We start from the raw sequence: 16393 nt of genomic DNA, 5'->3' as shown, positions 1-16393 counted from the left end.
GGATGCAAAAGATGGCGGAGGTGTCAAGCAAAACGAATCGCAAGCCATGATAGCCGATGTTGGGTCCGCTAAAATTGAAGACCGTGTTCCATGTGATCCATCTTCCCCCAACGAATGAGTTCGCCATGACGAGACGCCCCGAACGTGAATCCTCCATCTCATTGACTCGGCGGCAATGGCTGATCTCAGCGGCGGCCAGCAGTGGCATGCTGTTGCATGCCAACGAGCGAGTTTCGGCGAATGAGCCGGAAGCTTCCGAAACGCCTCACTTCTGGTACCGCTTGGCTCCCGAAGGTCCCTACATCGATTCCCAACGCGGCAACAAAGCCTTTGGTTTCGGACAGGGGAAAGTGTTTCTGTCCGAAGACAACGGTCAAACCTGGCCTCACAACGCCATTTTTCGCGATGCGGACAACATCACCTTCAGTTGCATTTTGGGAAACGGGAATGTCCTGTTCGCCACACGAACGCGTTTGTTTCTCAGCACCGACAATTTGACGACCTACCAAGAAGTGGTTGTTCAAGACACCGACGGCAGCGACTACGTTCCTCATCAACCGCTCGATCCAGAGAACCCAGGCTGGTACTTTCATCCGCTCGATGGCGTTCACACCTGGGAAGTGAACGGATCGGAAATGTTGGTGTGGGGCAACTACTGCAACGTGCTGGGCGGAGCCGTGCCGGTCAACATCTACTATTCGACCGATCAAGGCGCGACCGTCAAAATCGCGTACGCCTTCGGCCAGAGCCCCACGTTCCAACAACCCGGCGCGGGGCCCAGCGATCTACTCGGCGACCCTGACAACCCGGTCGTCTGTCGGCACATCCACTGCGTGACTTACAATCCTGTCGAGAACGCTTTCTACGCCTGCACTGGCGACCACGATCGCACCGATGCCGACGGCAACAACCACCAAGAATGCCACTGGCTTCGCGGAATCTACGACGCTGCAAACGACACATGGGATTGGACGGTGTTGGTTTCGGTCAATTCGAACTCCCGATACAAATCGGGGGGAATCAACTTCGTCGACGGGCAACTTCACTGGGCCGCCGATGCCAACGGCAAGAACGGCACGATGCCGCACGACCGCGGCATCTTCCGTTGTGACCCTGCTGATCTGGCGGATCCAACGAAGCACGAATTGTTGTTCAACCCGCACTACGAATCCGCCAACATGATCATCGAAGACAGCGTGATCCTGTCGGCCCACTACGCTCCTGCATCACCCTATGCAACCGGTATCATCTATTCGCCTGACCTGGGCGAGACTTGGGCGCAGTACGACCTGAAGGAGTTTGGTCAACGAAGTGCGATCCGATTTCACCAGAAGAACAGCGACGGCTGGTTTCGCGTCGATTTGCGAAAGGGCTGGATCGAACGCGGCGAAGTCCTGTTCATCAAACCCAAACCCATTTGACGCCGTTCCGGAAAGTCGTCCCTGCATCCGAACCACACAAGCGAAACCGATCACATGGGATTCCAACCTTCCCACCGAACCATGGCAAGAACTGCCTTTGCGTTGCTCCTTTCGTTCGCGTTCGCCTGTCAGAAGGACGCCAACGCGCAAACCGACATCGTCACGTTTGATTCCGTTCCCGCCAAACGTGATTCGATCGATGCCGATGAACCAACCGCGGAATCGTTTTCTGCCAAACAAGCCGCGATCTATCTCGATCGTGCGTCGCTGACTTGGCAGAAAGAAAAGAAGTGTGTCACCTGCCACACCAACATGCCCTACATGTTCGCTCGCCCCGCACTAACATCGGTGCAAAAGGATTCCGGCGAAGTCCGTGAGTTCTTTGAACGGTACCGAACGGAGCGTTGGCAGCAAAAGGCGCCGACGGAGGGCCAAGGCTTCTGGGTGATCGTGGTGGGAGCCGGGTTGACGTTCCACGACATGCAAACGACCGGGCGTCTCAGCCCGATCACGCGCGATGTGTTGGACTTTTTGTGGACCACGCAACGAGCTGATGGCGGTTGGGACTGGCCCGATTGCGACTACGCTCCCATGGAGATCGATGACCACTTTGGAGTCACGCTGGCTGCGTTGGCCGTTGGCATCGCACCGGGCGGCTACGCGGAAACGGAATCCGCTCAAGCTGGCATTGCGAAGTTGCGAACCTACTTCAACAACAACCCGCCGAAGTCTCTGCACCATCGTGCCATGATCGCATGGTGTTCCCAGCGAATCCACGGCCTCATGACCGCGGACGAGCGCCGAGGAACCGTGGAGGAACTGCTCGCGAAACAGTTGCCTGACGGAGGCTGGTCCACGGCCGGCTTCTTAACCGATTGGAAAGGATTGGAACGCAACGATGGCGAACCGCTCGACACACAAACCAGCGACGGATACGGGACCGGATTGGTGATCGTGATCAGTCGTGAATTGGGAATTCCCGCCAGCGATCCGCGATTGCAGAAGGGGATTCAATGGTTGCTCGCCAACCAGCGTGAAAGTGGAAAGTGGTTCACACGCTCGCCCGTCAACGACGCCGGCAACTTGATTTCCAACACCGGAACTGCCTACGCGATCCTCGCACTCCAAAGCTGCGGTGAGCTCCCCGACTGGCCGTTTGAATCACCCTCAACTTCGCAGTAGCCCGGTCCCAATTTTGTTTCGTCTTCTTCCAAACGCAAGGATCAAAGCACCTCCCGAAGTTCATCACTTGACAGTGACGATTGCTACCTCCGAATCATCGAAGTCCCTGGACAAATTGACTGCGATCCTTCCTTGCATCCCGTCTTCGGTGGTTGCGGTGATTTCAATGTCGAACATGACCGGCCGGACAGGAATGTTGGCTTGTCCTTGGTCGTCTGTTTGAAAAGTCGGCAGTCCAAACGGTTCCCCCCAGCCCCGGCGAGCGACCTGCAGTTCGGCTGCCGTTGGTGTCCCATCTTTCGTTTGCACAACGACCTTCAATGGTGCAACTGGCTGGACCTCGAACGTGAGTTCGAGATCTTGATCGCCAGCAGAAACGGGTCTCACCCATGCAGAGCGTTCCAGTGTCGGCTTGTACTCTCTGGTGTCCGAGGTCATTCGGGCATACTGCGTTCGAAAACCAAATCGTCGTCCACCGACAAAGATCTCAACGGATCGCTGAGGAACAATCAGTGTTGCAATGCCGTCGTCGTCGGTTGCCTGCATGCCTGGACTGATTGGAATCCGGTCAACGTTGGACGCCCAACCGACGCCCACACCCGGCACCCCGCCGTCTCCATCCGCATTGAGCACACGAACCGTGACAGTGCGAGTTGAACGAGTGTTGGACGACCTTTCAGTTGCCGGAACGTTCCCTTTTGCAAGATCGTTGGGGGGACTTGCGATGGAAGCTTCAAACGTCGGTTCGAAGTACGGATAGACCAGGCCCGCTCTCGGCGAGTCCCGCTCAATCATCCTGTCGACCTCAAGGTCGGACGTTGTTGCCACACGAATCACCGACCCTGCTGAGCCCGTCGCGCCGATCGGAAGCAGGCTGACGATTCGCTCTGGTGGCAACCCACCGATCTGGAATCTCCCGCGTTCGTCGGTGCGGACAGTGGAATGAATCTCACTTTGAAGGAAAGAGAGATCCAGTTTTGCCTGGTCGTATGGATTGACGACTTCTAGATGCGACAACTCCAATTGCACCATTGGTGTTCCATTTGAATCTTGGATCGTTCCATGGATCTGCAATTCAGAAGTCACTTGAATCGTCACGCGTGGCATCTGCGTGTCCATCCCCAAAAAACTTCTCGTCTCAAAAGCATGACCCGGTGCAAAGACGCAAATTTCCCAAGTGAGTGGATTCCCTGACTCGAACCATGGCGTTGGCTGGTCGTCAAACGCAAATTGTCCAAGTTCATTGGTCCAACCCACCGCGAAAACGTCTTGCACGCGCCCATCCAGCCCTTGCCGCATGTTGGAATTGGTGCTCGGCAGACGGAGGACAACGAAGGCACCTCCAACAGGTTGTTTCTGTTCGTCGATCACACTTCCCCGGACGGTCATGTGAGCCCCATGCAGCTCTGCCTGCCTCGCTTCGATGCTTTCAATTAAGTCTGTATCAACAAAACGCCAATTCGGCGTTTCATGAATTCGGCGAATCTTGTCTTCAAGCGTCAGCGAAGTAGCGTCCTTCTTCGGTGATGCAATCGCTGGATTCGCGTCGCCAACCCGATCCGACTCGGATGTGGCCTGTGTTTGGCCGTTGAAATTCACCTCTTGGGTGGATGCAGAGTCAGTGAGGCCGCAGATCATCAGAACCACTGCGGCAAGCAGCGCTAGTGAGGATCGAACACGACTCGCCTTGGCGGGAATTGCAATTTCATCGATGCGGGAACGCAGGTTGGAACGCTTCGCAGCCATATGAGCGATCCCGTGAGTTTGCGATGGGCGTTGGGCAAGCTGAATCAGCAATTCTCCATACGAGCGACGCATGTTCTCGCCAACAGCAGCAATGGTGGATGCATCCACCGCGAGTTCGATTTGGTGACGAAGATTGCGACGAATGACATACGCCAACGGATTGAACCAATGAATGACGGTCAGCAACCGACCGAGCAAAGAATAGATCCCATCCCAACGTCGAATGTGTTCAATCTCATGGACCATGACGGAGCGTAGTTCTGCACTGCTGAGCTCACGGATCAAACTCGACGGCAGCAAGATCCGCGGACGAAACAGACCGCAGACAGCGGGCCCTATGTCGTCGCCCACGACAACGCACTGAATCTTCCGGCGTAGTCGCAATGCCCGGCGCCGCGATTCACAGATCTCAACGAGCTTTGGATCGGTTGATGCACGGCCATTGGCAATGACACGCGATATCAGAACGTGAGAGCGAGCCCAGAGAACCGTTGCGGCGACGCATCCGATGATCCAGACACCGATAAGCACCGATGTGAAAGACCACTCCAGATCGCGTATTTCAAGGTCCATTGCTGAAGCGGTCGGAGGAACCGACGACGTATCCGCGGTGAGTTCATTCAACGCATCGATCGTCGTTGCGGTGGAGACATCCGGCAGAGGTTGTTCCCGTGCAAAGCTCGAATCAGGTTGCTCGGTTGCCGCGACATCCATTTTCAAAGTCGCGTAAGCGTGATCGACTGGAGCGGGTGCAACGTTCGAAAGCTCGAACAAATTGAACAAACTGAATGTGCTGACTGGAACAAGCAGTATCAGCAACCGGCACGCAGGCACGAGCCAAAGGACAGAACGCCACTTGGGCGTGATCCATCGACGCAAGCCTGTCGTGACCGCGAGCACGATCACGGTGAGCACACACGCTTGCCAGGTCGCTCGCCACAACAGCTCTGCCAAGAATTCGGACTCAGCGGTAAGTGACACCATGGTCGTCTCCTGAAACGAGTTCACTTGGACTTTTTGACTGGACGAGACCGCTTGGAAACCTTCTTAGCTTCCCGTGCTGCCAATCGCTCACGCAGATCCTTCGCATCTTCTTCTGACAGCGATTCATGTTCGACGAAATGCATCAGCAAAGATTGCAAGTTGCCATCGAAGAAGCGAGCTGCGAACGATTGAGCGGCCGACCTGACGCACGACTCTCGAGAGACGGCTGCGCTGTAAAGATGCCGCGAACCTTCGACTCGCACGGAGACCGCGCCTTTCTCGACGAGTCTCGCAAGAAGCGTCCGCAACGTCCGGTGGCTGCGATGCCCGGCAACAACACGCGAAAGGACGTCGCCGGCGGTTTGATCGTCCGCTTGCCAGACGCTCTCCATCAGCTCCCACTCCGCATCCGTGATATGAATCTCGCACGGTTCACGCACGACCGACTCCCGTATGACTAATCTTGTAGTAACGACGGGGCTATTATTACCACGCAAGTAGTAACGGTACAAGCAAAATCTTTCACCAATTTTCGTTCGTCAAGAGGTGCCTCTCGTTTCGATGGCAGAATCGACTTGTCAGACTCTGCTAGCCGGGTGGCGGCGGTTGACTTTAGACTGAACCCGCTTTTGATGCCGCGGCATCTCTCAATCGGAGGCAGACTGTGCTGCCACCTATTCCGTTTTTGCTTGCGATGATGCGATGGACATTGACCAACTGAAGTACTTTCAAAGCGTGGCGGAAACCCAAAGCTTCACCGAAGCCGCGGCGCGGATGAACCTATCGCAACCGGCATTGAGCCGTTCGATTCAAAGACTGGAGGAAGAGTTTGGTCAACCGTTTTTCGAACGGAAACCTCGGACGGTCGAACTGACTGACGCGGGACTGCGGTTCCAACGCAGCGCCACGCAGATCCTTCGAATCATTGAAGACACTCGAGCGGAGATCACCGACGACGGTGAAACTGGCAAGCTTCGCATCGGGGCAATCCCAACGATCGCACCGTACTTCCTGCCGAACTTGCTGAAGCAGTTTTCCAATGCGTTCCCACGCTCGCGGCTGATCGTGCACGAAAACACCACGGACGAATTGCTGAAGGGGATCAAGCAGGGCGAAATTGACCTGGCGATCTTGGCCGAACCGATCACGGAGAAGTATGTGGAAGTGAAACCGCTGATGGAAGAGGAACTGTGCTTGGTGCTTCCACCAGATCATCCGCTGTGTGAGAAGGACGCGATCACCCTGGAAGATGTGGAAGAAGAACCCTTTGTGATGCTGGGTGAAGCTCACTGCCTGTCCGAGAACATCCACTCGTTTTGCCGTCAGCGTTCGATTTTGCCGGTTGCCGTGGAACGTGCCAATCAATTGGCGACGGTCCAAGAACTGGTCTCTCTGTCACACGGGATCTCGATGATTCCCGAAATGGCCCGGCGTTTGGACCGCAGCAAACGCCGCGTGTACCGGTCGTTTGCCAGCCCCGTGCCCACGCGAACCATCGTTTGCGTGACCAACCCGTATCGTTTTCAAAGCCGGTTGTTCGCCGAGTTTCGCGAGCGACTGTGCGAGTACTCGAAGCAGTTCTGACGGCCTGAGGGGGATGCAATGAACCGGCCGAAGGTTGCTGCGCCGATCGATCGCCGCGACAGCGGTTGTCAACTCGCATGAGTCGACTCGATGGAACCTACGCCTCTTCGGCGGTTTGTTTGTGTTCCACCAATCGGCGGTTGTAGGCTGCGATGGTTTCTTTCCGCCGCAACATCCCCAGCAGTTTGCCGGGCTCGTCAACATCCACCACTGGCAACTCTTCCAAATTCAAAGACGTGAAACGTTTGAGCGCTGTGTTCAAGTCGTCGTTCGGCGTGACACTGACCAATTCAGTGGTCATCACATCGTTGGCCACCGCCAGTCGCCAGATGGAATCGTTGTAGAGGTAGGTTCGCACGTCGTCGTCGCTGAAGATTCCCACAATGCGTTTGCGGTCATCCACGACTGGGAAATAGTGCTGTTGGTTGTCAGCGAGACAGTGGACGATCTCGTCGAGGGTGGTGGCTTCTGGGATCAACAAGACTTTTCGGTTGGGGTCGAAGACGTCGCCCACCTTCAGGCCTTCCAGCACATCCACGATGAAATCACCCCGGTGGGCTTTCGAGTCCATCCGCGTGGGAACTTGCCATTGATACAAACGCCAGCGACTGCACATTACAAAACTGAGCGTCGTGACCAGCATCGTGGGAACCAGCAATCCAAAGTCGCCCGTCAGCGCACGCACCATGATGATGGTTGAAATCGGCGCCCGCCCAACCCCTGCGAAAAAGCCCGCTGTGCCGACGACCGCGTAGGCTTCGGGTTGAGTGACGACACTTGGAAACAGGGCTTGAAAACCGAGGCCAATCGCCGCGCCGAGACAGCCACCAATGACCATCGATGGACCGAACACACCACCGGATCCTCCTGAACCGATGGTGAGCGCCGTGGTCACGATCTTTGCGAACACGATGATCAACAACATCGGGATGCCGAGTTCCGCAGCATGTGTCAGGGCCATCTGCAGGGTTCCATAGCCGGTGCCAAGAACACCCAACGCATGCATGTTGTTGCCCGCCATTCGGAACAGACCGACTCCCACCAATCCGGCCAGCACCGCGCCGACGGCGGGTTTGATGTGCGGCCACATCGGCAAATCCAGAAAACGCTGGCGGGTTCCGGCGAACAATTTGACGTAGATCACGCCAACGATCGTGACCGCGATTGCCAAGAATGCGTACGGCAACAATTCCAATGGCGAGGTCAGCGTGTGGTGCAGGTCGTCACCAAACAAGGGCAGGTACCGGTACTCAATCGGCAAGGCCTGCGTGAACAGGCTGTAGGCGACAATCGAAGCGGTTGCCGAGGGAACGATCACATCCGCTTCCATGTCGGAATCGCTGTAAAGGATCTCAGCAGCAAAAACAGCGCCCGCCAAGGGAGCCCGGAAGATCGCGCCCACGCCCGCGCCCATCCCGGCAGCCATCAAGATCCTGCGATCTCGCGGCGACAGTTTCATTCGGTCAGCCAAGACCGACCCCAGGCCGGCACCAATCTGGGAAATCGGACCCTCCCGACCGCACGAACCACCGGTGCCCAGTGTGATTGCCGAGGCAATCGTTTTCACCAAAGGGACCCGAGCTCGCATTTTTCCGCGGCGGTTGTGGAACGCGTCGATGACTGCGTCGGCCCCGGAACCTTCTGCCTCGGGAGCGAACCAGTGAACGATCGAACCGGAAACCAAACCGCCCAGAGTCATGACCAGGACCAGCATCCAGGGCGAGAACACCGAGTCAGGTGGCATCATCACGGCCTCTTCGCCAGCGGCCTCCATTGGCGCGTAGCCAGTGAACTCGGCCATCGCGAATCGAACAACGACTCGGCCCAAGCGATCGAACACGATCGCGCCAACGCCCACCAACACACCCACCATGGACGCCAGAACGATCCACTTTCCAGACGATTGCCCGAAGACTTCTAGAAACTCGCGGATCTTTTTCACAAGGCAGTCGGGGCGTTCGTCTCGCGGGGGGGAAGGACACAAAGTGCGGGCTCGGTGCGTTCCCATCCATGACAAATCAAGGCTCGCCCCAAGCGGCCGTCATTAAACGGTCCCCCGTCGTTTTTTTCCAGGGACTCCTTGGGAATCTTGTGAAATCATTTGCCAGGACCGGATCGACCGACGCAGAGACCCGACGACGGGCACAGTAACCCGACGACGGGCTCAATGACCGCCGAGCGGCCCAGCAACGCGGCAAAGTCTCAGCGATACTGTTCGTGGCAAGCCGCACAGCTTTGCGTCACATCACCCACCGAGGCACGGACGCCGTCCCAGTCTTGTCGTTCGATCGCACTGACCACGCTGCTCGAATTGGTCGTCATCGCGCGGCTCAGTTCGGCGTAGTCGGGGTCATCGAAGTCATCCATGCCCTCTTGGATCAGAACCTCGCCGAGCATCGCCAGCAGCTCCGATTCCCGTTTCACCGCGTCGAGGTTCTCTTGCGTGGTGGCGGCATCGCGAGTGTGATCGCCCAGTGTATCCAACAGTTGTTCGGCGTATTCCATCAACGGTGATCGATCCGCGATCATGTGCCACTCGTTGACCTTTTCGGACGTTTGCGTCGCCGTGATGCTGGCACCGCTGACCAGATCTTGCAGGTCAGCCTTGCGAAGTTTGGCCTCGTTGTAGACCTGGGTCGATCCTGCCGCACTGTTGCGAGCCGTTCGCGCCATCACATCGCGAGCGGTGTGTGCATCGGACTTCCAACGCACATCTTCTTTGTGATCGGCAACGACCGCGAACAAAGTTGCCAACACAGAGAGGTTCAATCGAGCGTCTTGATACCCACCGCCGTTGAAGGCTCCCGGAGTCGTGATGACCGAGTCGTAGCGAAGCTTGATGCGTTTGATCTCATCCTCCAACGAGAGTGGCGAGACCAAACTCGCCCACTTGGATCCACCGGCCGAACTTTCTTCCGCAGCGGCTTCCGCTTGAGCCATTGCCTTTTCAGCTCCCGCGTCGCGGAGGTTTGCAAGCGATGGTCGCTCGCCACGAAACGCGGTCGCAGGATCCGCGAAGAACACGCGAGAAACCTCGTCCGCGTCAAATTTGGGCGGGCGAGCTCGTTGTTCCTGCGCGTCAACATTCGATGCCGTGCACGTCAACATCCCGACAGCGATCAGGAAGAATGACAGGCGAGGAAGGGCGAGCAATCGCATGGAGTCACAGTTCGAAGAGAATGGAAAGAGCAGAAGCGATGCAATGAAACCGTTAACGCAACTCGATTCAGTCCGACCGTTTCGCTGCCAAATGTTCGGCAACCGCAGTCAGCAGCGGATCGATCGTTTGCGACTGAATTTGATGCGGCGGCGACCAAGGCCACCAACGTGACATCTCGTGTTCCGTCAGTTCAATTTTAACGACTTGCGGCAAGAACACCAAAAAATATCGCACGTGCTTTTGAAACGTTTGTCCCGGTCGATCGCGGTAGGTGACCGGGTATTGCAGGTCAAACTGAAAATCCGGATCAAATTCGCAGTCCTCTGCGGCAATGCCGGTCTCCTCTTCCAGTTCCCGCTTGGCAGCCATCAAGAAATCTTCGCCCTCATCGCAGTGCCCCTTGGGCAAATCCCAGCGATCGGGATGTCGCATCAAAAGGAAATGCGGGGACGGTTCCCGAGTCATCACCAACACACCGGCAGCACACACCGACGGGAATGCCGGTTCTTTCTTCTCACTTGTCATCTTGCTCCAATGCCACACCGGTTGAGACCGCGAATCGAGCTCCGCAACAACGCAGCCTGGTTTTCAATCACCGAGTTTCAGCCGTCGCATGCTTCCGCTTTCGAAACACTTCCATTGAACGAATCATGAAAATCTACACTCGCACGGGCGATTCCGGGACCACAGGTTTGTTTGGCGGGCCACGGGTGGCGAAGGACGACACGCGAATCGAAGCGTATGGGACAGTCGATGAATTGAACGCGACCCTGGGACAAGTTCGCTTTGCGTTGGGACAATCCACCAGCCACTCGTCCGAAGCCGAAGGAGCTTTGAGCCAGCTGGATGGCCGCCTGGTCAAAGTGCAGCACGAACTGTTTTCAATCGGCGCGGAATTGGCGTCACCACACCCCGACCAATTCGATTTGCGGGTGATCGGAAAACCCCACATCGAACGCCTGGAAGAATGGATCGATGACGCCGAGCAACACCTTCCTCCCCTGAAGCAGTTCATTCTCCCGGGAGGATCGGTTTTGGCGTCGCATGTCCACCTGTCGCGAGCGGTGTGCCGGCGGGCGGAGCGACGCGTCATTTCGCTGGCCGACGCTGTTCAAACCGAAACCCCAATCAGTGACTCCGTGATCATCTACCTGAATCGGTTGAGCGACTGGTTATTCGTCGTGTCCCGATTGGTGAACCAAATTCTGAATGTTCCGGATCAAATCTGGGAAAAACCGTGAGAATGCTCGCCTTCGGCTTGCCCGTCTGGTTCAATGACGTGGCGAGTGTACAATGATCTCAAATTCTCTGTTCGCATGTTTGTCGGAGCCGCACCTGTGAAAAAAGTTGAAGCCATTGTTCGTCACTTCAAACTCGAAGACGTCAAAAACGCGTTGACCGAGCAGGGGATTCACGGCATGACCGTCAGCGAAGTTCGCGGATTCGGTCGACAAAAAGGTCACACGGAGATCTATCGTGGGACGGAGTACGCCATTGACTTCGTTCCCAAAGTCAAAATTGAGGTCGTCTGCACCAGCGACAACCTGCAGACGGTGATCGACACGATTCTCCAAACGGCTCAAACCGGCCAGATCGGTGACGGCAAAATCTTTGTCACGAACCTCGAAGAATCGGTCCGCATCCGCACCGGTGAGCGTGGCGAAGAAGCGTTGTAAGCTTGCTAGATGGCGTCCAATGGTTCACTCCCCTCGTTGGCGCGGCAATGCCGTGACCGACTGAACGATGGACGCGGTCGTATCGAGTCTCGATTCCGAGCCGGTCTGCCCAGTGTCCAAACGGCGACCGCGCTGACAGATCTCTATGACGAAGTCATCGAGAAGATCTGGCAGGCATCGCTGGAGCGTGCCTCTTTAACGATCAAAGCCTCTCAGCTTTCACAGCTGAGCTTGGTGGCGCACGGCGGCTACGGCCGTCGTGATCTTTCGCCGTACAGCGATGCAGATTTGATGCTGCTGACGACTCGGCGAAGCGCTGCCGCGGCCGCCCAGGTGGCCAGCACCTTCGTGCGCGATGTCACCGACGCTGGGATCGACTGTGGTTTTTCAGTGCGGACGCCTCGCGAGTGCAGTTCCTTGGCTTGGGCCGACGCGAAAATCTACACGTCGCTCACTGAGTCGCGACTGTGCTTTGGCAGCGAACACACGTTCGATCGTTACTTCGATCGCTTTCGCTCCGGTGCACGCCGCCGACGCAACTACATGAACCACCAGTCCTTGATGGCTCGCCGCGAAGAACGGCAGAAATGGGGCGAAACGAACTACTTGCTGCGTCCCAATGTCAAGCGATCTCGCGGTGGACTGCGTGACATTCAATTGGTTCGCTGGCTCGGATTTGCGACCTACGGAGCGACCAGTCTCGAACAACTCAACAAGCTCAACGCTCTGTCAGACGAGGACTACGGCACGCTGCGACGCGCCCATGCGTTCATGTTGCGATTGCGGCATGAACTGCATTTCCGCAGCGGACGCGCGCAAGACGTTCTGGATCGTCCGACCCAAATGGATATCGCCGAAGATTGGGGATACCAAGGCCGATCCGGCGTGTTGCCAGTCGAAGACTTCATGCAGGACTACTTCGACCACACTCGTGGTGTTCGATACGTGGCCGCCTACTTCCACGATGACACTCGCATCCGCTCCCGAGCCGCAGGAGCCCTGGAATCCGTGATTTCCAGGCGGGTGGATGAGAACATTCGAATGGGCCCCACGCACATTTGGGTCAAAGCAAATGTCTTGGAAGCGTTCTCACAAAGTCTGTCGGATGTGCTGCGACTGATCCAACTCGCCAACCGCCATTCACGCCGAATCGCTCACCCCACGTGGCAAGCGATCCGCAAATCGATGCAAGATCGGGAACCATCCCCCCCCGACCAGCCTGCCGTCGATGCGTTCTTGGAACTGCTTCGTGAACCTGGACGCTTGGCTTCGCTACTGCGTCGTTTGCACGAACTTCGAATCTTGGATCAACTGATCCCCGCCATGGGACGTTGTCGAGGATTGCTTCAGTTCAACGCGTATCACAAGTACACCGTCGACGCGCACTGCATTCGAGCGGTGGAAGCAGCAACCGATCTGATCGATGCTGAAACCTCCATGGGGCGGCGGTATCGGCGTCTGAAAGACAAGACGCTATTGCACTTGGCGTTGCTGATTCACGACTTGGGCAAAGGGTACGAAGAAGACCACAGCGAAGTGGGACGCCGGATCGCGGGAGATGTCGCAGACCTTTTCCATCTGAGCGCTGACGATAAAGACACGTTGCAGTGGCTGATTCACAAACACTTGCTGATCAACGAAGTCGCCTTTCGGCATGATCTGAATGACCCCCAAGTGGTCCAGCAATTTGCCGCTGAAGTTGGATCGATCGCTCGCTTGGAATTGTTGTTGATCCACACCGTCGCCGATCTGCAAGCCGTTGGCCCAGACGTGCTCAACGATTGGAAAATGGGATTGATCGAGGACCTCTACCTTCGAGCCCGTCGCTATTTCGAAACGGGCAATTTGCCAGGCGAGAACGAATCGGAATTGGATTCCAAGATGGAACAAGTGATGGGAGCGCTCGGCGACATGGAGCTCGATCCTTCCTTGCTGGAATTCGCCAAAGACATGCCGTTGTCATTGCTGCGTCAACATTCCACCGACGATTTGATTCATGAGATGCATCAGGTCGGTGCATGGTTGAGCGAACATCCCGGGTGTTTCTGTGCCGGCGCGGTGGATCCCGCCGCGTCCGCCGTTCGGTACACCATCGTGCTGCGTCAGGGCGAACGTCGGATCGGGGTCTTCGCTCGGATCACGGCTGCATTCAGTGCCTGTGGTCTATCGATCATGCGTGCGAATGTGGAAACCGTCGGCGAAGATTTGCTGTGGGATCAATTCTGGGTCACGGACCCAGAACTGAAACAACGTCAATCTGAGTCGCGAATCGAGGAGGTTTGCCGAGTGGTGACCAAAGCGATCGACGATCCGGATTCAATCATGCCGACACCGCGACGAGTGTGGCAGACTCAGGGTGCCAAGGAACCTTCCAGCGTGTTGCTGTTGCCGACCAAAGTGGTGTTTGACAACGACACGTTTGATCATCAAACGATCCTGTCGATGTTCACTTACGATCGACCTGGCTTGCTGTCTGATATCTCAGGAACGTTGTCTCAGTTGGGCGTCGTGATTCAATTCGCAAAGATCGACACGCACTTGGATCAGATCGCGGACGTCTTTTACGTGACCAATTCGGACGGCACCCCCATCACGGATGCTCCCCGACAGGAAACCATCCGAAACGCATTGGTGGAAGCGGTCGCCCAGCCACTCGGCTAGCGTCGCTCCGAAACGGTTGGCTGCCTCTTTCCTGACTGTTCCATCAACAGGCTGTTAAGCCAAGGCCGTTTGCAGTTGGGCCAAGTGCTTTGGAAGAGCTTCCAAAACGTCGGCGTCTTCGTACTCAAAAACCACGTATCCCTGATAACCAGAGTCGCGAAGAATCTTTGCGATCCGGTCGTAGTCGGCTGGTGTCTTCTCACCAGTCCGTGATTTCATGACTGGTTTGACTTGCACATTGACCGCGTAGGGAGCACACGCTTCCAGGTCACCATAGGGATCGTCTGACACAAAGTTGCCGGTGTCGAGATTGATTCCAACCCATGGTGAATCGACTCGATCCATGATCTCTAACATCTGAGCCGCGCTCAATTGGCCGTGATTTTCGACGCCCAAGAACACACCCTTCTTCGCAGCTTGTTCCGCACATCGATTGACGGCCGCAACGGCTTCGTCCATTCGACTGGGTGATTTCGCCAATTGAGCCGCTGTTCCCGCAAAGAAACGAATGTGGGGGGCGCCCAAAGTGGCGGCTAAATCGATCCAGCGCATCGCATCGCTGACTTCTTGTTCGTAACGCTTCCCAGGCCCCACCGTGAAATTGTTCCCGATCGCGGTCCCGCTGATGACCACCCCGCGGGTGAACGCCTGGCGTCGCAGTTCCAGCAAGGATGCTTCGGTTGGAAATCCATCTGGACCGGGCGTCATGAAATATCCGGTCAGCTCCGCGGCCTCGACGCCCATCGAGACGCAATAGTCCAGAAAATCGACCTGCGTCAATCCGTTGGATACATCACGGTTTGTGAACGAAACGCCCTTTGGAATTGGCTGAAACTTCTGTTGCTTGCCCTTCATGTAGCGGAAGTAAGGGCGGAGCGAATACCCAGCGATACCGATTCGAAATCGCGGTGGGCCGGAGCGTTCAATTGGCTCACGAGCGGGCAACGGTGAGGTGGCAGGCCCAGTGAACGCGATCCCGGATGCAGCAGCGGTGGCTTGCAAAAAAGATCTGCGTTTCAACAGGGACGTCCCGCGGCTTTTGTCACTCGTCCTCCCCTCTCCCTTCTCAGATGGAAGCCCAATGGTGGAAGAGGCACCCGCGGCAATGCGGGTGTCTGCGAGACGGACCGGCTTCGCGTCCTGTTGGTGACCTACGCGATGCGCTCGGCAATCAGGACTCGAAACAGTGACAGCGGGTTGGACTTCTCGCATTGCGTGACCTGGATGGGGAGTTCGTTGAGCAATTCTTCCACGTTCAGATCCGTTCGCCATCCCAGGTGCCGGGTTAAACTGCCGGCGGAGTCAACGACTCGAGCGATCAATGGGTTGGGGCTGCGGAAATGATTGATGACCAGAATTTTACCACCTGGACGACACACTCGCACGAGTTCACGCATCATTCGGTCCGGTCGCGAAACGACGCTGATCGTGTGAAACGAAGTCACCAGATCGAAACTCGCGTCTTCAAACGTCAGCTCTTCCGCGTTCATCGGCTGGACGGATATATGATCCCATTCGCGTTGCTCAATCAGTTCTTCCGCTTCCGCCAACATCGATTCTGAGAGATCGACGCCGGTGACCTTGGCGTGCGCTGGGTAGGCGTCCAACGACAACCCGGTGCCGACACCAACTTCCAAGATCTTCGTGCCGGCAGAAATGTTGAGCGAGTCAACGGTCTTCAGAATGCGACGACGTGCCACCGCCGGCCACAGGGCCTGATAAGCCGGCACGAGGTTGTCGTAGAGCTTGCTCTCGTGCGGTTTTGGTTTTGCCCCACGCTTCTTCTTGGTGGTTCCGCCGTTCATCATCTCGCTTGGTTCGCGATTGCCTTCGCGAGCTGGAGTCGGTTCACCAACGGTTTTCGCGACTGCGGCGCCCGTCGGGGAGCTTGTTTCTGGTGCTTGATTCAATGATGACTCAGAATCCAACTCGAACATTTCAACCTCGTCCTCAGCGAATTGACGGCCTACACAGACTTC

Annotated in this window: 13 protein-coding genes; 6 read left to right on the top strand and 7 right to left on the bottom strand. The window is 56.5% G+C overall.

Translation table 11 applies throughout. From position 1 onward, the window contains the following. Positions 1-125 precede the first annotated feature (125 nt). Positions 126-1421, top strand: coding sequence for a beta propeller repeat protein (locus UH5x_RS02305; protein WP_482634559.1), 1296 nt, complete (start codon positions 126-128; stop codon positions 1419-1421). Positions 1422-1502: 81 nt separating this feature from the next. Further along, positions 1503-2603: a prenyltransferase/squalene oxidase repeat-containing protein gene (locus tag UH5x_RS02300; protein WP_482634558.1), complete on the top strand. Its 1101-nt coding sequence runs from the start codon at positions 1503-1505 to the stop codon at positions 2601-2603. A 63-nt stretch (positions 2604-2666) separates the two neighbouring features. Here UH5x_RS02300 and UH5x_RS02295 read toward each other — a convergent pair whose 3' ends face one another. Both UH5x_RS02295 and UH5x_RS02290 read right to left on the bottom strand, forming a co-directional pair. After that, a complete protein-coding gene (locus tag UH5x_RS02295; protein WP_482634557.1) occupies positions 2667-5333 on the bottom strand; it encodes a M56 family metallopeptidase in 2667 nt (888 codons plus the stop codon). A gap of 20 nt (positions 5334-5353) precedes the next feature. Further along, positions 5354-5773 carry a BlaI/MecI/CopY family transcriptional regulator gene (locus UH5x_RS02290; RefSeq protein WP_150122644.1) on the bottom strand — a complete coding sequence of 140 codons (420 nt, stop codon included), beginning with the start codon at positions 5771-5773 and terminating at the stop codon, positions 5354-5356. Between the two features lie 262 nt (positions 5774-6035). Between UH5x_RS02290 and UH5x_RS02285 the strand changes: the two genes are divergently transcribed. Continuing rightward, positions 6036-6917, top strand: a complete 882-nt coding sequence (locus UH5x_RS02285) for a LysR family transcriptional regulator (protein ID WP_047816117.1) — start codon at positions 6036-6038, stop codon at positions 6915-6917. A 97-nt stretch (positions 6918-7014) separates the two neighbouring features. On the opposite strand, the gene UH5x_RS02280 is transcribed toward UH5x_RS02285, so the two are convergent. The 3 genes from UH5x_RS02280 to UH5x_RS02270 form a co-directional block, all read right to left on the bottom strand. Continuing rightward, positions 7015-8859 carry a chloride channel protein gene (locus tag UH5x_RS02280; protein ID WP_482634556.1) on the bottom strand — a complete coding sequence of 615 codons (1845 nt, stop codon included), beginning with the start codon at positions 8857-8859 and terminating at the stop codon, positions 7015-7017. A 260-nt stretch (positions 8860-9119) separates the two neighbouring features. Continuing rightward, positions 9120-10076 carry a cytochrome c gene (locus UH5x_RS02275; RefSeq protein ID WP_047816118.1) on the bottom strand — a complete coding sequence of 319 codons (957 nt, stop codon included), beginning with the start codon at positions 10074-10076 and terminating at the stop codon, positions 9120-9122. A gap of 67 nt (positions 10077-10143) precedes the next feature. Continuing rightward, positions 10144-10602 (bottom strand): bis(5'-nucleosyl)-tetraphosphatase, encoded by a 459-nt coding sequence (locus UH5x_RS02270; RefSeq protein WP_047816119.1) that lies wholly within the window; start codon positions 10600-10602, stop codon positions 10144-10146. A gap of 125 nt (positions 10603-10727) precedes the next feature. Between UH5x_RS02270 and UH5x_RS02265 the strand changes: the two genes are divergently transcribed. From UH5x_RS02265 to glnD, 3 genes are all read left to right on the top strand, one after another. Beyond that, complete coding sequence (locus tag UH5x_RS02265; protein WP_482634555.1) at positions 10728-11318, top strand: cob(I)yrinic acid a,c-diamide adenosyltransferase; 591 nt, start codon at positions 10728-10730, stop codon at positions 11316-11318. 75 nt (positions 11319-11393) lie between these two features. Then, the gene (locus tag UH5x_RS02260; RefSeq protein ID WP_007325418.1) at positions 11394-11753 is read left to right on the top strand and encodes a P-II family nitrogen regulator; all 360 of its coding nucleotides are present in this window, start codon (positions 11394-11396) and stop codon (positions 11751-11753) included. Between the two features lie 9 nt (positions 11754-11762). Further along, complete coding sequence (gene glnD, locus UH5x_RS02255) at positions 11763-14414, top strand: [protein-PII] uridylyltransferase (RefSeq protein ID WP_047816121.1); 2652 nt, start codon at positions 11763-11765, stop codon at positions 14412-14414. 54 nt (positions 14415-14468) lie between these two features. Here glnD and UH5x_RS02250 read toward each other — a convergent pair whose 3' ends face one another. Both UH5x_RS02250 and UH5x_RS02245 read right to left on the bottom strand, forming a co-directional pair. Beyond that, complete coding sequence (locus UH5x_RS02250; protein ID WP_482636107.1) at positions 14469-15416, bottom strand: sugar phosphate isomerase/epimerase family protein; 948 nt, start codon at positions 15414-15416, stop codon at positions 14469-14471. Positions 15417-15565: 149 nt separating this feature from the next. Further along, a complete protein-coding gene (locus tag UH5x_RS02245; RefSeq protein ID WP_047816147.1) occupies positions 15566-16351 on the bottom strand; it encodes a class I SAM-dependent methyltransferase in 786 nt (261 codons plus the stop codon). Positions 16352-16393: the final 42 nt, after the last annotated feature.

Source organism: Rhodopirellula sp. UH5 (genome assembly GCF_056839225.1).
The sequence above is the reverse complement of the archived record's forward strand: the minus strand, read 5'-3'. Positions and strand labels throughout refer to the sequence as shown.